17 protein-coding genes are annotated in these 18,152 nt (G+C 66.8%); 14 read left to right on the forward strand and 3 right to left on the reverse strand.

From position 1 onward, the window contains the following. Positions 1–798 carry a sulfite exporter TauE/SafE family protein gene (locus tag NNX37_RS14605; protein ID WP_255793435.1) on the forward strand — a complete coding sequence of 266 codons (798 nt, stop codon included), beginning with the start codon at positions 1–3 and terminating at the stop codon, positions 796–798. Here the strand turns inward: NNX37_RS14605 and NNX37_RS14610 are convergent. Both NNX37_RS14610 and NNX37_RS16575 read right to left on the reverse strand, forming a co-directional pair. Beyond that, the gene (locus NNX37_RS14610) at positions 795–1,781 is read right to left on the reverse strand and encodes an aminoglycoside phosphotransferase family protein (RefSeq protein WP_255793436.1); all 987 of its coding nucleotides are present in this window, start codon (positions 1,779–1,781) and stop codon (positions 795–797) included. The two genes, NNX37_RS14605 and NNX37_RS14610, sit on opposite strands and share 4 nt — an antisense overlap. A gap of 77 nt (positions 1,782–1,858) precedes the next feature. Beyond that, entirely contained in the window at positions 1,859–3,148 is a 1,290-nt protein-coding gene (locus tag NNX37_RS16575; RefSeq protein ID WP_255793437.1) for a DUF4439 domain-containing protein, read from the reverse strand. A gap of 85 nt (positions 3,149–3,233) precedes the next feature. Between NNX37_RS16575 and NNX37_RS14620 the strand changes: the two genes are divergently transcribed. The 5 genes from NNX37_RS14620 to rbfA all read left to right on the forward strand — a co-directional run bounded on the left by NNX37_RS14620 (position 3,234) and on the right by rbfA (position 8,864). Further along, positions 3,234–3,860, forward strand: coding sequence for a ribosome maturation factor RimP (locus NNX37_RS14620; RefSeq protein WP_255793438.1), 627 nt, complete (start codon positions 3,234–3,236; stop codon positions 3,858–3,860). After that, a complete protein-coding gene (nusA, locus tag NNX37_RS14625; RefSeq protein WP_255793439.1) occupies positions 3,861–4,832 on the forward strand; it encodes a transcription termination factor NusA in 972 nt (323 codons plus the stop codon). 49 nt (positions 4,833–4,881) lie between these two features. Then, on the forward strand, positions 4,882–5,271 hold the full coding sequence (locus NNX37_RS14630; protein ID WP_255793440.1) for a YlxR family protein: 390 nt from the start codon (positions 4,882–4,884) through the stop codon (positions 5,269–5,271). 132 nt (positions 5,272–5,403) lie between these two features. Continuing rightward, a complete protein-coding gene (infB, locus tag NNX37_RS14635) occupies positions 5,404–8,316 on the forward strand; it encodes a translation initiation factor IF-2 (RefSeq protein ID WP_255793441.1) in 2,913 nt (970 codons plus the stop codon). A gap of 74 nt (positions 8,317–8,390) precedes the next feature. Further along, positions 8,391–8,864: a 30S ribosome-binding factor RbfA gene (gene rbfA / locus NNX37_RS14640; RefSeq protein WP_255793442.1), complete on the forward strand. Its 474-nt coding sequence runs from the start codon at positions 8,391–8,393 to the stop codon at positions 8,862–8,864. A gap of 68 nt (positions 8,865–8,932) precedes the next feature. Here the strand turns inward: rbfA and NNX37_RS14645 are convergent, their stop codons facing one another. Beyond that, entirely contained in the window at positions 8,933–10,090 is a 1,158-nt protein-coding gene (locus NNX37_RS14645; RefSeq protein WP_255793443.1) for a pyridoxal phosphate-dependent aminotransferase, read from the reverse strand. Between the two features lie 75 nt (positions 10,091–10,165). Between NNX37_RS14645 and truB the strand changes: the two genes are divergently transcribed. From truB to NNX37_RS14685, 8 genes are all read left to right on the forward strand, one after another. Further along, complete coding sequence (gene truB / locus NNX37_RS14650; RefSeq protein ID WP_255793444.1) at positions 10,166–11,074, forward strand: tRNA pseudouridine(55) synthase TruB; 909 nt, start codon at positions 10,166–10,168, stop codon at positions 11,072–11,074. Beyond that, on the forward strand, positions 11,075–11,449 hold the full coding sequence (locus NNX37_RS14655; protein ID WP_255793445.1) for a hypothetical protein: 375 nt from the start codon (positions 11,075–11,077) through the stop codon (positions 11,447–11,449). It abuts the gene before it with no gap. Beyond that, complete coding sequence (locus tag NNX37_RS14660; RefSeq protein WP_255793446.1) at positions 11,446–11,889, forward strand: hypothetical protein; 444 nt, start codon at positions 11,446–11,448, stop codon at positions 11,887–11,889. Before NNX37_RS14655 ends, NNX37_RS14660 begins: the two co-directional genes overlap by 4 nt. An 83-nt stretch (positions 11,890–11,972) precedes the next feature. Continuing rightward, the gene (locus tag NNX37_RS14665) at positions 11,973–12,641 is read left to right on the forward strand and encodes a DUF4345 domain-containing protein (RefSeq protein WP_255793447.1); all 669 of its coding nucleotides are present in this window, start codon (positions 11,973–11,975) and stop codon (positions 12,639–12,641) included. Between the two features lie 106 nt (positions 12,642–12,747). Then, the gene (locus tag NNX37_RS14670) at positions 12,748–13,731 is read left to right on the forward strand and encodes a bifunctional riboflavin kinase/FAD synthetase (protein WP_255793448.1); all 984 of its coding nucleotides are present in this window, start codon (positions 12,748–12,750) and stop codon (positions 13,729–13,731) included. Positions 13,732–13,877: 146 nt separating this feature from the next. Then, on the forward strand, positions 13,878–14,147 hold the full coding sequence (rpsO, locus tag NNX37_RS14675; RefSeq protein WP_227904415.1) for a 30S ribosomal protein S15: 270 nt from the start codon (positions 13,878–13,880) through the stop codon (positions 14,145–14,147). A 337-nt stretch (positions 14,148–14,484) separates the two neighbouring features. Further along, complete coding sequence (locus NNX37_RS14680) at positions 14,485–16,710, forward strand: polyribonucleotide nucleotidyltransferase (protein ID WP_255793449.1); 2,226 nt, start codon at positions 14,485–14,487, stop codon at positions 16,708–16,710. After that, positions 16,711–18,111 (forward strand): M16 family metallopeptidase, encoded by a 1,401-nt coding sequence (locus tag NNX37_RS14685; protein WP_407079966.1) that lies wholly within the window; start codon positions 16,711–16,713, stop codon positions 18,109–18,111. It begins immediately after the preceding gene. Positions 18,112–18,152: the final 41 nt, after the last annotated feature.

Raw genomic sequence — 18,152 nt, forward strand, 5'->3', positions numbered from 1 at the left:
GTGGTCTCCGGTCTCGAGGAGGTCACGCTTGCCACCATCGCGCTTGTGGTGGTGGCAGGCCTGGCTGCCGGCTGGGTGGATGCCGTGGTGGGCGGCGGCGGGCTGATCCAGCTGCCGGCCCTGCTCCTCGTCCCGGGGATCAGTCCGGTCCAGGCCCTGGCGACCAATAAGATGGGCTCCATTTTCGGCACCACCACCAGTGCCGTGACGTATTACCGGCGAGCCCATCCGGACCTGCGGACGGCGCTGCCGATGGCCGGCATCGCCCTGGCCGGGAGCTTCGGCGGTGCAGTCCTTGCGACGTTGCTGCCGTCCTCGGTCTTCAAGCCCATCATCGTGGTGGCCCTCGTGGCCGTGTCCGTGTTCACCGCCACCAGGCCCACCGTGGGAGAGCTGACGAAGCTGCGCCACACCGGCAGCCGGCACTACGGCACCGCGGGCGGCATCGGCCTGGTAATCGGGTTCTATGACGGACTGATCGGCCCCGGAACCGGCTCGTTCCTGATCATCGCCATGGTGACCCTGCTCGGCTACAACTTCCTCGCAGCCAGCGCCAAGGCCAAGATCGTCAACATGGCCACCAACCTTGGAGCCCTGGCCTTTTTCCTGCCGAACGGCTCCCTGCTCTGGGGGCTGGGGCTGGTGCTCGGGTTCGCCAATATGATCGGCGGCTATCTCGGTGCCCGGATGGCAGTGAAGCAGGGCAGCAAATTCATCCGGATGGTTTTCCTAGTGGTCGTTGCCGCACTGATCGTCAAGCTCGGCCACGATGTCTGGGTGGAGAACATCCGCGGCTAGGCTGCAGGCAGTTCCTCCAGGGGAGGGATGCCCGGATGCCGCCGGCCGGTCAGCGCCGATGCGACCCAGACCGAGCGCTGCGCATCCCCGTGCCGGCCGTCGCGCACGTAGTCCAGCGCATTCGTGACCTCCCGCAGGATGCTCCAGTCCAAAGCTGCGCTCCGGTCCAGTCCGGCAGCGGTGCACAGGCCGTCCAGCCGTGCCAGCAGGGCTTCCTCAGGCGCCGACGGATCCAGGTCCTGCAGTCGGTTCCACAGCATCGGCGCCACGGCGTACTCGGCCTCGCCGAAGACCGCCTGCGGATCGATCGCCGCGTAGTCGCCGGGGGTTCCGGGACGGGCCAGGATGTTGGCATAGTGCAGGTCCGCGTGCACCAGGACGTCCCGGGCGGACCGCCGTCCCACCGCGCCGCGGGTCTGGCAGACCTGGAGCGCCGCTTCCAGCAGCCAGCGCTCAAAAGGGCGTCCGAGCGCGTCCCACTCCGCGGGCAGTTCATCCGAGAGCTGTTCGGCGTGCGCGGCCAGGGACGGGATGGCCGCCCAGTGCGGGGAATCGGACTCCGGCAGGCTGAGGCGGCGGACCAGTGAACCCCAGATCCGCACGGCATCCGCCATCTCTACTGTCAGCAGCGTGCGGTCGGGATCGAGGCGTTCCAGAACCAGGCAGGTTCCCGCCGGGTCCCGGTCCAGCAGCCGCACGGCAGCCTTTCCGTTCCACAGGGCGAGGGCCGCCGTCTCCGTGGCGGCTTCGGGGTGGGGGAACGGGCATTTGAGGACGGCAGGGGTTCCGTCCGGGAAGCGCACGGGGAGCACGAGGGCTCCGTGTCCGTGCCAGGGCGCCGCGCCGGGCGGGTCGGCGACCAGCCCGAAAGCCGCCAGACTGGCGTCGACCAGCTCCGGCAGCTCCGCCAGCCAGCTCCGGCCGCCGCGCGTGCCGAGATAGCGGCGGCGCAGGGCCTCGGGTACGACGACGGCGGGTGCCATGCATTTCTCCTAGGCGGTTGCAGTTACGGTTGCGGCGACGGTGCACACCGGGCGGGTCCGGCCGGCGCCCCGGCGGATCAGTTCCACGGCAGGTCGTCCGGGACGGCATCCAGCCCGGGGGCCGCGGGAACGGTGTCCGCCTGCAGATACAGTTCCCCGGTGACGGCGGCAAGCCGGTCGATGGCCCAGCTGCGGAGGCTGCCCTCGGACAGCGCCACCAGGTCAGCGTAGACCGCCGGCAACCGCTGTTCCAGTGCGGGAAGGCCTGCAGCGGGATCGCGCAGGAAACCTGCATCCAGGCGGTAGGCCGCAACGGGAGCCACGGCCGGCAGGCACAGATCGGACAGGTAGCCCACCGCATCCGTGCCCCGGGACTGGTGCTCGGTGATGCGCTGCCGCCATTGTTCACGCAGCGCTGCCTCGGGGGGATCCTGCGCCAGGGCGACCTGGTAGGCGTAGGCGGCGCCGAACTCCGCGTCGATCGCGGCCTTCAGGGCCGCGGCTGCGTCAGGCGCGGCTTCGTCGGCTACTGCAGCACCAGCGCCGACAGCCGCCGTTCCGTTTTCGGACGGTCCCGGCACGGGCGTTTCCGTTGTTTCAACGGGGCGGGCCCCGAACGATGCTTCGGACTGGGCTCCGGCCGAGGCGCCGGTGTCCGGGCACTTAGGCGCTTTACGACCGGCGGCGGGCCCGGCGTCGTCGTTGCCGGAATCGGCCGGAACCGGACTGTTGCCGCCCGGACCCGCCACTCCGGCCGCACCGGGCGCGGCCGGATCGGCCTGAGCGCCGGCACGTGCTGCCCATACCTGCTGCGCAGCACCGGCCGCGGCAAGCAGACGGGCGGTGCCGGGATCGGCCCGCCATGCGGCCCGGAGGTTGGCGTCCGCCGAAGCGGTCAAGGCCTGCACATACTTCTCCGGGGTCCGGGGATCCGCCGCAGCCGGGGTCGAGAGGGTGCCGGGCCCGCCCGTCCCGGTGCGGTTCCCGGGGCTGCCCGAGGGTTCATTGGAGCGCTGTCCGTGCCCGGTATCCGTCAGGAGCGCCGCCTGGGTACGCAGTCCCTCTGCCTGTTCCCTGAACTCCACCGCAAGGGGATTCTCCGCCCCGCCTGCCAGGGCAAGTGCCTCTGCAGCCAGGTTCCGGGCGTTGTCCCGGGCTTCGGCCAGGGCGGTCTCGGAGAAGGTCCGGCCGCGGTCCGCTGCATCCCCGGTCCCGGCCACCAATCCGAGGCTGAGGACTACGGCACCGAGTGCGAGGAACAACACAAGACGCCGCGCGCCGGCGCCCAGGCGCCGCCACCGGCGGGCACTTCCGGGCTCGGGTCCGGGGTTTTCGAAAGGCGCGTCCACAACAGTCGATGATGTCACGAACGTGCTCCCATCTGCATCGATGCCTCAAGGGCCCGGGAATGTCGGTAGTCTAGGAAGACAACAACATCTAGTGGGAGGCAGCATGGCGGTTCGGCCCAACCCCAAAAAAGACACGTCGTCGGATTACCGCAGGAACGCGATGCGTGCGGAAGTAGCCGCGGAAACGCAGCGGCTGAAGAATTACCTGGCCCCCACGGTAGAGATGCAGGACCTGTTCCTGGAAGACATCGAGATCAAGCTGGCCGGTGCCCACCGCACCGTCCACGTCATTGTCGACCTTCCCGAGGACCAGCCCGGAGGGGTCAGCCTGGATAGGATTTCGGCCGCGGCCCAGGTGATTTCCGAGGCGATGGACAACGACCCGGGCGACGACGGACGTCCCTACAACCTCGAGGTTTCATCCCCCGGGGTTTCCCGTCCCCTTACCGAGCCGCGCCACTGGCGCCGCAATACGGGCCGCATGGTGTCCGTTTCCGTGGAGCACGGGGACGACGTGATGGGGCGGCTCGTCTCCGTCGAAGATGACGGCATTACGTTAATACCGGAACTCCCGGTCAAGAAAGGGATGAAAGCCAAGCAGGGGGACCCGGTCCGCCTGCCATTCGGCAACATCCGCAAGGGGCGCGTGGAAGTTGAATTCGCCCACCTTGAAGACGACCCGGCAGGCGAGGACGCCCCGGATGATGAAACCACAGCTGAGGAGGCCTAGATGGAAATAGATATGAGTGCGCTGAGGCTGCTGGAACGCGAACGGGAGATCCCCCTGGATCTGCTCGTTCCGACCATTGAGCAGGCCCTGCTGGTTGCCTACCACAAGACCAATGGCGCGCAGGATCAGGCCAGGGCGGAACTGGACCGGAAAACCGGCCACGTCACCATCTGGGCCGCAGAGCTCGACGACGACGGCGCCACGGTGGGGGAGTTCGACGACACTCCCGCAGGCTTCGGCCGGATCGCCGCCAGCACCGCCCGGCAGATCATCCTGCAGCGCCTGCGCGACGTCGAGGATGACAACATCCTCGGCGAATTCAAGGGCCGCGAAGGCGAACTGGTCTCCGGCCAGATCCAGCAGGGCAACAACCCGCACATGATCCAGGTGAACCTGGGTTCGGTGGAGGCACTGCTGCCCCCGCCCGAGCAGGTCCCGGGGGAGAAATACCTCCACGGTTCCCGTCTGCGCGCCTTCGTCGTGGACGTGCGCCGCGGCTTCAAGGGCCCGTCCATCACGCTCTCGCGCTCCCACCCGGGCCTCGTGCGCAAGCTCTTCGAACTGGAAGTTCCGGAAATTGCGGACGGCAGCGTGGAAATCGTTGCCCTGGCCCGCGAAGCCGGCCACCGGTCCAAGATTGCGGTCAAAGCCAACATCCCGGGCATTAACGCCAAGGGTGCCTGCATCGGCGAGATGGGTTCCCGTGTACGGGCGGTCATGAACGAACTGCATGACGAGAAGATCGACATTGTCGACTTCAGCGAGGACCCGGCGACCTTCATCGCCAACTCCCTCTCGCCGTCGCGCGTGAACTCGGTGACCATCACGGACGAGGATCTGCGGTCCGCCCGCGTTGTGGTCCCGGACTACCAGCTCTCGCTGGCCATCGGCAAGGAAGGGCAGAACGCCCGTCTGGCTGCCAAGCTCACCGGCTGGCGGATCGACATCGTTTCCGACGCGAAGGCCTCTTAGGCCGGCGGTGCCGGGAACGGATGCGGCGCCGGACAAGAAAGGCGCTAGAATGTATAAGGCCGGGTCACCCTCCGCCTCCCGTTCAGCCGCTTCCGGCGCTGCCCTGGGATACCGGGTATCCAGGCACGTTCCCCAGAGGACGTGCGTCGGATGCAGGAAAAGGGATGATCAAGCTGTTCTGCTGCGGTTGGTCCGTGTCAGCATGGAAGGCGGCAACGCCGTCCGTGTCGACGAGGACCGCCGAATGCCTGGAAGGGGTGCCTGGTTGCACCCCGACACGGCATGCCTGAGATTGGCAGTGAAACGTTCGGGTTTTCCGAGGGCCTTTCGGGGTTCCGTGGAAATATCGGACGTCGAGCGTTGGTTCAAGGCCCTTGGGGACGTTCCGACCGGGAACGGACCCAAAACCGTCCAACCTGAAAGCGGGTCAGAAATCTGATGGAAACCCGATGAGTACCCAGCGATGAGTACTTTGTTGTGCTCTGTGATGGGCCCCGCTGCAACTGCAGTGGAAGCCCGCAGCAAATAGACGGTTCGTACCTGGCTCGGTGCGGACCGAGACAGGAGAAATGTGGCCAAGGTCCGCGTACACGAGCTTGCTAAAGAGCTCGGCATTACCTCGAAGGATGCAGTTGCAAAACTGCAGGAACTGGGCGAATTCGTCCGTTCCGCCTCATCAACTATTGAGGCCCCGGTAGTCAAGAAGCTTCGAGGCGCCTTCCCGGCGTCTGAAAACAAGGCTGCCGCCCCGGCAGCCCCTGCCAAGGCCGACGCTCCGGCGTCCCGCCCGGCAGCACCGTCCCCCAAGCCCGGTTCCGCGAAGCCTGCCCCGGCAGCTCCCGCGCAGCCTGCCGCTCCGGCGCCTTCCGGTCCCGCTGAAGCCGCTCCGGCGCCTTCCGCTCCCGCTGAAGCCGCTCCGGAAGCACCGGCAACCCCCGCTCCGGAAGCACCGGCAACGCCGGCTCCGGCCGCGGAGCCGGCAGCAGCCGAGGCGGACACCGCCAAGGCACCTGCTTCTTCGGCTCCCCGTCCCGGTGCTCCGCGCCCCGGTGCCGGCGGCCCCCGTCCGGGCAATAATCCTTTCGCAACTTCCCAGGGCATGCCGCGTCCCCGCGGCCGCGGGGAAGGCGAGCGGGGCTCAGGCGCACCGCGTCCGGGCAACAACCCGTTCGCTACCTCGCAGGGCATGCCGCGTCCGGGTGGACGCCGCGATGAGGCCGAACGCTCCGGTACGCCGGGTGCAGCAGGCCCCCGTCCCGCAGCCGGTGCCGGTGGACCCCGTCCCGGCGCACCGCGTCCGGGTGCACCGCGTCCCGGTGCTCCCCGTCCGGGTGCACCGCGTCCGGGCGCTCCCCGTCCGGCAGGAGCAGGCGCCGGCGGCGCACGCCCCACACCGGGCATGATGCCCAACCGCACCGAGCGTCCGGCAGCTCCGGGACGCCCGGGTGCAGCAGGACCGCGCCGCGGACCGGGCGGAGCCCCGGGTACCGGCGGCGGCGGCGCACCTGTCGGCGGCGGCTTCGGCAAGGGCGGCCGCGGACGCGGCGGCACTGCCGGTGCCTTCGGCAAGGGCGGCGCAGGCCGCGGCAAGCAGCGTAAGTCGAAGCGGGCAAAGCGGCAGGAACTGGAGCAGATGTCAGCTCCGTCGCTGGGCGGCGTTTCGGTACCCCGCGGCGACGGCAACACTGTTGTCCGTCTGCGCCGCGGCGCGTCCATCACGGACTTCGCTGACAAGATTGAGGCAAACCCGGCAGCACTGGTGACCGTACTGTTCCACCTCGGTGAAATGGCAACGGCCACGCAGTCCCTGGATGAAGGCACCTTCGACATCCTGGGCGCTGAACTGGGTTACAAGATCCAGGTTGTCTCGCCGGAAGACGAAGAGCGCGAACTGCTGAGCACGTTCGACATCGACTTCGAGGCAGAACTTGAAGCCGAAGGCGACGACGACCTCGAGGCACGTCCTCCGGTAGTCACCGTCATGGGTCACGTTGACCACGGTAAGACCCGCCTGCTGGATGCCATCCGTAACTCGAACGTTGTCGAGGGCGAGCACGGCGGCATCACCCAGCACATCGGTGCCTACCAGATCGACTTCGATCACGAGGGCATCGAGCGGGCCGTAACCTTCATCGATACTCCGGGCCACGAGGCGTTCACCGCCATGCGTGCCCGTGGTGCGAAGGTCACCGATATTGCAGTCCTGGTTGTTGCAGCCGACGACGGCGTTATGCCGCAGACGGTGGAAGCACTCAACCACGCACAGGCAGCCAATGTGCCGATCGTGGTGGCAGTGAACAAGATCGATAAGGAAGGCGCCAACCCGGAGAAGGTCCGCGGCCAGCTGACCGAATACGGACTGGTTCCCGAGGAATACGGTGGCGACACCATGTTCGTTGAGGTCTCTGCCCGCCAGAACCTCAACATTGACGCCCTGCTCGAGGCCGTGCTGCTCACCGCAGACGCTGCCCTGGACATGCGCGCCAACCCGAACAAGGACGCCCGCGGTATCGCGATCGAAGCCAACCTGGACAAGGGCCGCGGTGCAGTTGCCACCGTGCTGGTCCAGTCCGGCACGCTGAAGGTCGGCGACACGATCGTGGCGGGAACGGCCCACGGCCGGGTCCGTGCCATGTTCGACGAGAACGGCGACAACGTCACCGAAGCCGGACCGTCGCGTCCGGTCCAGGTGCTCGGCCTGTCCAACGTTCCCCGCGCCGGCGACACGTTCTTCGTCACCGACGACGAGCGCACCGCCCGCCAGATCGCTGAAAAGCGTGAAGCTGCGGACCGCAACGCGGCCCTGGCCAAGCGCCGCAAGCGCATCAGCCTCGAGGACTTCGACCAGGCCGTTGCCGACGGCAAGGTTGACACCCTTAACCTCATCCTCAAGGGTGACGTTTCCGGTGCCGTTGAAGCTCTGGAAGACTCGCTGCTCAAGATCGACGTCGGCGAAGGCGTGCAGCTGCGCGTCATCCACCGCGGCGTCGGTGCCATCACGCAGAACGACGTCAATCTGGCGACGGTGGACAACGCCGTCATCATCGGCTTCAACGTCAAGCCGGCTGAGCGCGTTGCCGACCTGGCAGAGCGCGAAGGCGTCGACATGCGCTTCTACTCCGTCATCTACGCAGCAATTGATGACATTGAGCTTGCACTGAAGGGCATGCTCAAGCCCGAGTACGAAGAGGTCCAGCTCGGCACCGCCGAGGTCCGCGAAGTCTTCCGTTCCTCCAAGTTCGGAAACATCGCCGGCTCGATCGTCCGCTCCGGTGTCATCCGGCGCAACGCCAAGGCGCGGGTCACCCGCGACGGCAAGGTCATCGGTGACAACCTCACCGTTGAGTCGCTCAAGCGGTTCAAGGACGACGCCACCGAGGTCCGCACGGACTTCGAGTGTGGTATCGGCCTGGGCTCGTTCAACGACGTCAACCAGGGCGACATCATCGAGACCTTCGAGATGCGCGAGAAGCCGCGCGTCTAATCCGTGGCCGCAGGCCGCCGGGAGATCCGGCGGCCTGCGGGTACTTTGTTTTCCAGTCTTAGTAAGGAGAGGTAATGGCAGATCCAGCACGCGCTGCGAAACTCGCTGACCGTATCAAGGTAGTAGTTGCCCAGGCGCTTGAGCGGCGGATCAAGGATCCCCGGCTGGGATTCGTGACCATCACCGATGCGCGGGTCACCAACGATCTGCAGCACGCCACTTTGTACTACACGGTGTTCGGCGACGAGGAACAGCAGGCAGATACCAAGGCCGCCCTGGAGTCCGCACGCGGAATCCTGCGCGCCGAGGTGGGCAAGAACATCACCGTCCGCCTGACGCCCACGCTCGAATTCGTTGCCGACGAGATCCCGGTCAACGCCGGACACCTCGAGGAACTGATCCGGGCAGCCAAACAGCGCGACGCCGAACTGGCTGCGCTGAAGGAAGGCGCCACCTACGCCGGCGACGCCGATCCGTACCGCAAGGATGAAGAGGACTTCGACGAAGACCTTGACTCCGAGGCGCCGGTCAACTCCGACGCCAAGTAGTTTCCAGACGCTTTCCCAAAAGGAGCGGCTCCCCGCGGAGCCGCTCCTTTTTTGCTGCCCCGGTCCGCTTAGGCGGGATGCCCGGGGAACGGCAGCCGGCGCACGCCCTCCAGCAGCTCCGCCCGGTCCCCGCAGAGCGCAATCCGGATCCAGCCCTCACCGATGGAGCCGAACGCCGTCCCCGGGGCCACGGCCACCGATTCCTCCTTGAGGAGCCTGTTGGTCCAGTCGCGGACGTTTCCTCCGGTGACGGAAGACATGTCCGCCCAAAGGTAGAAGGCGCCCCGGGCCTGAAGGTAGGGGATTCCCTTCCCGTCGAGGACGGCGCAGGCAGCGTCCCGGTTCGCCCGGTAATGGGCGGAAGCGTTGGCCACGTAGTCCTGCGGACCGGTCAGGGCAGCCAGCGCCGCATACTGCGACGGCGACGCCACGCAGGACACGATGGACTCCATCACAGTGCTCGCCACCGGTTCCAGTCCTGCCGGCATCACCAGTGCACCGATGCGCAGACCGGTCAGCCCGTAGGTCTTGGACAGTGTGAGGGAGGTGATGACGCGTTCGCCGGCGTCGCCGTCGAACGTCAGGGGGCTGACGTGGGGCACATCGAAGGTGAAGGCCTCGTAGCATTCGTCCGACACGATCCACAGGTCCTGCCGCCGTGCCAGCTCCACCAGCGAACGGGTGAGTTCGCGGCTGAACACGGCACCCAGCGGGTTGGAGGGGGAATTGAGCAGCAGTACCCGGGTGCGCGGCGTCAGCAGCGCCTCGATGTCTTCGATCCGCGGCTGGAATTCGTTGTCCGGGTAGAGCGGGTATTCCACCGGCACTGCGTGCAGCAGCTTCGCGGTCATCGCGAACGTCGGATAGCCCGGATTGGGCACCAGGACCTCGTCGCCGGCATCCAGGAGCAGGCTCAGGGCCAGATGCAGACCCTGCTGCGCCCCGGACGTGACGAACACCCGCTCGGGAGAAATGTCCATTCCGGACGCTGCCCCGGCATGCCGTGCAAACGCAGCGCGCAGGGGAGCGATGCCGGCGTTGGGGGTGTAGCCGGTTTCATCCCGGTCCAGGGTGGCCCGCGCCGCCTCAAGAATATGGGGCGGGGTGGGGAACCCCGGTTCGCCGATGCTCAGGACCACGGCATCCGGCGTGGCCCACGCCGCCTGGGTGATTTCACGGATCTGGTTGGCCGGGACGTTCCGGACGTGGGGTGAGAGCTGTGCCATATCCGAATGCTATGCCACCACCGGACACCCGGGGTGCGGCTCCGGTGCCTCGCCCCGCAACATATACTGAAAGGCGTGAATTCAGGGCAGGTCCGTTCAGGACTGATTATTGTGGACAAGCCGCAGGGATGGACGAGCCACGATGTGGTCGGACGCATGCGGAGGCTGGCGGGCACCCGGAAGGTCGGACATGCAGGCACCCTGGATCCGATGGCTACCGGAGTGCTGGTGGTGGGCATCAACAAGGCAACCCGCCTGCTGACCTACATTGTCGGCACCACCAAGACCTACGAGGCCACCATCCGGCTCGGCCAGTCGACCGTCACGGACGACGCCGAGGGCGAAGTCACATCCGAGACCATTGCGGCCGCCGTGACGGACGAGGAAATCCGCGCCGCGGTGGCGGACCTGACCGGCGACATCCAGCAGGTTCCCAGCAGCGTCAGCGCGATCAAGGTCAACGGCGAACGTTCCTACGCCAAGGTCCGGGCCGGGGGAGAAGTGAACCTGCCCGCCCGGCCGGTTACCGTCTCCCGCTTCGAGGTCCACGACATCCGGCGGGAAAACGGCGGCAAGGTCCGCGACGTCGACGTCACCGTCGACTGCTCCTCCGGCACCTACATCCGGGCCCTCGCCCGTGACCTCGGGGCCGCGCTGGGCGTCGGCGGGCACCTGACCGCCCTGCGCCGCACCTGCGTGGGACCGTTCAGCCTGGAGCAGGCCTCGACGCTGGACGAGCTGGCCGAGGATCTGCGGGTGCTGGACCTCGACGACGCCGCGGCTGACCTTTTCCCGGTCCGCAGCCTCTCCGCCGCCGAGGCCGAAGATCTTTCGCACGGCCGCCGGATCACTGCCGCCGGCGACGGACAGCCCGGACCGGTGGCGGCCGTTGACCCGGACGGCCGGGTGGTGGGCCTGCTGGAGGAGAAGGGCGGGCAGGCCAAGGCGCTGCTGGTCTTTACTCCCGGAAACGAGAAAGCCTAAATGGCTGTGGACCCGCTGTTCCTCGTCGGTTCCCTGGTCTGCCTGGTCTCCGTGGTGCTGTGCATCGGCGCCGCGGTACTTAAGCAGGGACCCAACGACCTCACCATCCTGTCCGCGGCCGCCGTCGAACTGTTCCTGCTGGTCTACGGGGCAGCGTCCCTGCTCCGCCTCGCCGGCGGCCAGGGCATCGCCGGAGCAGCATGGGAGTTCTGGGGCTATCTGCTGACGGCGCTGATCATTCCGGTCGGCGCTGTCTGGTGGTCCCTCATGGACCGGAGCCGATGGAGCAACATTGTGCTTTCCGCCGTGGGAATCACCGTATTTGTCATGCTGTTCCGGATGGAACAGATCTGGGACGGAGCAACTCTTCTATGAACCGCAGCAGCAACTCCAACGACCCCGGAGCCGCGTCCCCGCCGTCCGGACGCAATGCAGGTCCGGGCCGGCTGCTGGTAGCGGTCTACGCCATCTTCGCGCTGGCGGCGACGGCACGGGCGGCCTTCCAGATCCTCACCAAGTTCGAGCATGCTCCGGTGGCCTACCTGCTTTCCGCCTTCGCAGCCGTCGTCTACATCGTGGCCACCGTCGGCCTGGCCCGGTCCGGCGCCACCGCTTACCGGGTTTCGGTGGCGGCAGTGGGCGTGGAAATGGCCGGCGTGCTGGCTGTCGGAATCTTCGGCCTGATCGACCCCGCCGCACTGCCCGACGACACGGTCTGGTCCGGCTTCGGCAGCGGCTACGGCTATGTCCCGCTGGTCCTGCCGATCATCGGGCTGTGGTGGCTTTACCGGCACCGCGCAGACGCGCGCCGCTGAAATAAGCATGCTTACCTGTTTCGCGGAACTGCGTGAGACGATGGCAGGAACAACTACCGTTCCCACTCCGTCAAGGGAGAACCATGAGCAACGCAGAGCCAACACCGGGAGACCGGAACAGCCCTTCCGGCGACGTGCCGGGAACCTCCGCCCCGCGAACCGGGGGAACGCCGTCGCCGGCCGCTTCGACGCCTGACGCCCGGTCGTCCCGGACGACGCCGGGACGGCAGTCCGGGCGCAAGCAGGCAAAGCCCGGCAGGCAGCCCAAGGCCGCCAAGCCTTTCAAGAGCAGCGACGACTGGGGTGTCTTCCGCGCCGTCGTCATCGGCGTGGGCATCCTGGTGGCAGGCTTCGGCCTCTACAACCTCATCACCGGAACGGCCGGCCTGCCGGAAGTTTCCGGGGGAGAGGTGAATCCCACGCTGGAAAGCCAGTACCGGTTCTTCGCCGCCATGATGGTGGGCGTGGGTGCCGCGTTCGTGGCGATCGCCGTGAAGTTCCAGTGGGCAAACATGCTGTGGCTTGTCTGCCTGATGGTGTTCCTGGGCGGGATCGGCAGGGTGCTCTCCTGGGCGTTCTCCGGAACCCCGCACTTCACCTTCATTGTGCTGATGATCGTTGAACTCGCCTTCCCGCCGGCGCTGCTGGTCTGGCACCGGTTCATCGCCAAGACTTCGGACATGCGCCGCGAGTTCAGCCAGCAGGCAGGCGGCGGTGCCGGTGATCCCGGGATTGCGGGCGGTTCCCGGTAAGCGCCGCTGATCGGACATAATGGATAGGTCCCGGCGCGGCGGAAGCCGCCCGGGAGCCTGGATCAGCCGATCGACCCGGCACTGAAAATGCTGCTAAGGAGCCTGTGTGTACTACTGGAATGACCTGGCGGAGATTCCTGCCGATATCGGTCCGACAGTAATCACCATCGGCAACTTCGACGGAGTGCACCTGGGACACCAGCATGTGCTCAACAGGTTGGTGAAAGTGGCGCGGGCCCAGGACGCGGCCGCCGTTGCCATCTCCTTCGACCCCCACCCCGCACAGGTGCACCGGCCCGAAAGCGCACCCGAACTGATCATGGGCACCAAGGACCGCGTGCAGGCCCTGGCGGACACCGGGCTCGACGGCCTGCTCATGATGCATTACTCCCTGGACCTGGCCTCCCTCACCGCAGAGGAATTTGTGCGGCGGGTCCTGGTGGAGGCACTGCATGCCCGGACCGTCGTCATCGGCCACGACGTCCGCTTCGGCAAGGGCAACGCAGGGGACCTGGACACCATGCGCGAGCTCGGCCGGGAACTGGGCTTCGCCGTCGAGGCCGTGGATGACTTCGGTGCCCTTCCCGACGGCCCGGCCTCCGGACGCCGGTGTTCGTCCACCTGGATCCGCGAGGCCCTCCGCGAGGGCGATGTCCGCACCGCCGCCCGCCTGCTGGGACGCACCCACCGGATGCGCGGTGAAGTGGTGCACGGCGCCGCACGCGGACGGCAGCTGGGGTTCCCCACCGCCAACCTTGCCCCCGAGTCCTCCGGCCTCATTCCCGCCGACGGCATCTACGCCGGCTGGCTGGTGGACGAAACCGGGACCAGGTGGCCGGCCGCCGTGTCGGTGGGTTCCAACCCGACCTTCGAGGGAGTGAGCCGGCAGGTGGAGGCGCACGTGATCGACCGTCCCGACGAGGAAATCGGGGACTTCAATCTCTACGGCCAGCACGTGATCGTGGAGTTCGTGGACCGGCTGCGCGGCATGATCGCCTACACCGGTCCGGAAGCCCTGGTTGAGCAGATGCGGCTCGACGTCGAACGCACCCGCGAGGTCCTTTCGACAGAAAGCGGCACGGGCAGGTAAACTGGATTCAAATTCGGCTGCGGTCCGTGGCGGCTGAATTTCTTTATGTTCCGGGGCCTGTGCCCCAGGGGTTCGCCCCAGGAGCAGAAAGATTCCCGGCAGCGAAGTGCTGACTCGGGCCTCACGGCACAACTCTAGGAGTTACATTGGCACTCGATCCCGCCGTCAAGCAGGAGATCATTCGGGAATTCGCTCGGGCTGAAGGGGACACCGGTTCCCCCGAGGTTCAGGTTGCTGTGCTTTCACGGCGCATCCTCGACCTGACCGAGCACCTGAAGACCCACAAGCACGACCACCACACCCGCCGCGGCCTGATGGCCATGGTTGGTCGCCGTCGTCGCATGCTGACCTACCTGCGCGAGACCGACATCGCCCGCTACCGTGCGCTCATCGAGCGCCTCGGCCTGCGTCGATAGTCTTTGTGGAAGGCGGCACCTGTGCACTGCACGGGGAGCCGCCTTTTGCGCAGGCAGGCATGGACACCGGGAAAGCCGGAAGCGCACCTGTCTGATTCGGGTCTCCGCTCCAGGGGACCTGCGAAGGTAGTAAAGAAGTAATGCAGTAAAGAAGCACACATCACAGGAGTCAGCCAGCATCGCAGCATTCGCGGTCCTCGGTAGTGGTCTCCGGGAGATTCTGCCCGAGGACCTCGATCGAAGACCGGGTGTTGAACGTGCGGCCCATGCCGCACGGCAAGAAGTTCGAACGGTGCTGGGTGCCTCCGCCCACAGAAGAAACGGAGGTGACTCTCATATGGAGGGTCCCGAAATTCAGTTCTCAGAAGCCGTTATTGACAACGGCAAATACGGCAAGCGCGTCATCCGGTTCGAAACCGGCCGCCTCGCCCAGCAGGCAGCCGGCTCCGCGATGGTCTACATTGACGAAGACACCGCACTGCTCTCGGCCACCTCGGCCGGCAAGTCCCCGCGCGAAGGCTTCGACTTCTTCCCGCTGACCGTGGACGTCGAGGAGCGTATGTACGCTGCCGGCCGCATCCCGGGCTCGTTCTTCCGCCGCGAAGGCCGCCCGTCCACCGAAGCCATCCTGGCCTGCCGCCTGATGGACCGCCCGCTGCGCCCCGCCTTCGTGAAGGGCCTGCGCAACGAGGTCCAGATCGTGGTCACCATCCTGGCGATCAACCCCGACGTCCTTTACGACGTCGTCGCGATCAACGCTTCCTCCATGTCCACCCAGCTGAGCGGCCTGCCGTTCTCCGGCCCGATCGGCGGCGTCCGCGTTGCCCTGGTCGACGGCCAGTGGGTTGCCTTCCCGAAGCACTCCGAGCTCGAGCGCGCCGTGTTCTCCATGGTGGTAGCCGGCCGCATTGCCGGTGACGACGTCGCCATCATGATGGTGGAAGCCGAAGCCACGGACAACGCCTGGACCCTCATCAAGGAAGAGGGCGCCACCGCCCCGACCGAAGAGGTTGTTGCAGAAGGCCTGGAAGCGGCGAAGCCGTTCATCAAGGTCCTGTGCGACGCCCAGTCGGACCTGGCTGCCCGCGCCGCCAAGCCCACCGTCGAGTTCCCGATCTTCCTGGACTACCAGGACGACGTGTACGAGGCCGTTGAAGCCGCAGCCGGCGAGAAGCTGGCCAAGGTCTTCTCGATCGCCGACAAGCAGGAGCGCGACGCTGCTGCCGACGAGCTGAAGAACGAAGTCAAGGCCGCACTGGCCGAGAAGTTCGAAGGCCGCGAAGGCGAAGTCTCCGCTGCCTTCCGTTCCGTCACCAAGCAGGTTGTGCGCCAGCGCATCCTCAAGGAGCAGGTCCGCATCGACGGCCGCGGCCTGACGGACATCCGCCAGCTCACCGCCGAGGTAGAGGTTCTGCCCCGCGTGCACGGTTCGGCCATCTTCGAGCGCGGCGAAACCCAGATCATGGGTGTCACCACGCTGAACATGCTGAAGATGGAACAGCAGATCGACTCGCTGTCGCCGGTAACGCGCAAGCGCTACATGCACAACTACAACTTCCCGCCGTACTCCACCGGTGAGACCGGCCGCGTGGGTTCGCCCAAGCGCCGCGAAATCGGCCACGGTGCCCTTGCCGAGCGCGCACTGATGCCGGTGCTGCCCACGCGTGAAGAATTCCCGTACGCCATCCGCCAGGTCTCCGAAGCCCTGAGCTCCAACGGCTCCACCTCCATGGGTTCGGTCTGCGCCTCGACGCTGTCCATGCTCAATGCCGGTGTGCCGCTGCGCGCTCCGGTGGCAGGCATCGCCATGGGCCTGGTCTCCGACCAGGTTGACGGCGAAACCCGCTACGCAGCCCTGACCGATATCCTCGGCGCCGAAGATGCCTTCGGCGACATGGACTTCAAGGTTGCCGGTACCTCCGAGTTCGTCACGGCCATCCAGCTGGACACCAAGCTCGACGGTATCCCCGCCTCCGTGCTGGCAGCAGCACTGAAGCAGGCCCGCGAAGCCCGCCTCCACATCCTCGACGTGATGCAGGCCGCGATCGACGCACCGGACGAGCTCTCCGAGTTCGCGCCGCGCATCATCTCGGTCAAGATCCCCGTGGACAAGATCGGCGAGGTCATCGGCCCGAAGGGCAAGATGATCAACCAGATCCAGGAGGACACCGGCGCTGACATCTCCATCGAAGATGACGGCACCGTCCTCATCGGCGCAACCGACGGCGGCTCCGCCGAGGCTGCCCGCTCGGCGATCAACGCGATCGCCAACCCGCAGGTCCCCGAGATCGGCGAGCGTTACCTCGGTACGGTAGTCAAGACCACCACCTTCGGTGCCTTTGTCTCCCTGACCCCGGGCAAGGACGGCCTGCTGCACATCTCCGAGCTGCGTAAGCTCGCCGGCGGCAAGCGCGTAGACAACGTCGACGACGTCGTCTCCGTAGGCCAGAAGGTCCAGGTCGAAATCACCAAGATCGATGACCGTGGAAAGCTTTCGCTCTCCCCGGTGGTTGCTGAAGACGCCGAAGGCGAAGAAGCAGCAGAAACCGAGTCTGCAGAGTAAATGCCGGACAACTCCGATGGAAACCGTCCCGTGTCCCCTTCCTCACCGAAGGGGCACGGGACGGTTGTCCAGCTTCCGCTGACCACCTTGTCCTCCGACCCGACCCTCGTTGTCGGCACTCCGGGAGGCGCCGTCGTGCGCCGTTCGGTATTGCCCGGCGGCGTCCGGGTCCTGACGGAGGAAATGCCCGGCCAGCGCAGCACGGCCATCGGATTCTGGGTTGGTGTCGGCTCGCGGGATGAAGCCGCGGGCCGGCACGGCTCCACACACTTCCTTGAGCACCTGCTGTTCAAGGGCACCAGCCGCCGCTCGGCGCTGGATATAGCCTCGGCGTTTGACGAGGTGGGCGGTGAGTCCAACGCGGCCACCGCCAAGGAAAGCACCTGCTACTACGCACGGGTGCTGGACACCGATCTCCCGATGGCCATCGACGTCATCACCGACATGGTGACGTCCGCCGTCCTGGACCCGGAGGAACTGGAACAGGAACGCGACGTCATCCTGGAAGAGATCGCCATGGACAATGACGATCCGGCCGATCTCTGCCACGAAAAGTTTTCCGAGGCGGTCCTCGGGGACCATGCCCTCGGCCGCCCCATCGGCGGCACCCCCGACGCCATCCGCAGCGTGTCCCGCGAAGCGGTCCTCGACCACTACCGGCGCTACTACCGGCCGGAAGAGCTGGTGGTCACCGCCGCCGGGGGACTGGACCACGAGGAAGTCTGCGCACTGGTGCTGCAGGCACTCGAGACCGCCGGCTGGACGCTGGACCCGGAAGCAACGCCCGCACCGCGGCGCGAGACCGCCCCGGCCGTGATTTCCGGTACCGCCGGCGTGCAGGTCATCAACCGTCCCGTGGAGCAGGCCAACATCGTGATGGGCTGCCCCTCGCTGACCGCCACGGATGACCGCCGCTTCGCGATGAGCGTGCTGAACACCATCCTCGGCGGCGGCATGTCCTCCCGCCTGTTCCAGGAGATCCGCGAGAAGCGCGGCCTGGTCTATTCCACCTACTCGTTCTCGGCGTCGTACGCGGACGCCGGCTACTTCGGTATGTACGCGGGCTGCTCGCCGACCAAGACCCGCCAGGTCATCGACCTGCTCGGCAGCGAACTCGAGCGCCTGGCCGCGGACGGCGTGGAGCCGGCCGAGCTGGCCAAGGCCCTGGGCCAGATCTCCGGCGGCATGGTGCTCGGGCTGGAGGACTCCGGTTCGCGGATGTCCCGCCTGGGCCGGGCCGAACTGGTCAGCGGCGAGTTCATCGACATCGACGAGTCCCTGCGGCGGATCCATTCCGTCACCGCCGAACAGGTGCAGGAACTGGCTGCGGAACTTGCTGCGGCGCCCCGCACCATTACCGTGGTGGGCCCGTTCGAGTCGGCTGCCGAACTGGGCTTCTAACCCTTAACCGCAAAGGCACACCCGGGACGGATCTCGTCCCC

This window comes from Arthrobacter zhaoxinii, assembly GCF_024385505.1.
GTDB classification, from domain to species: Bacteria; Actinomycetota; Actinomycetes; order Actinomycetales; family Micrococcaceae; genus Arthrobacter_B; species Arthrobacter_B zhaoxinii.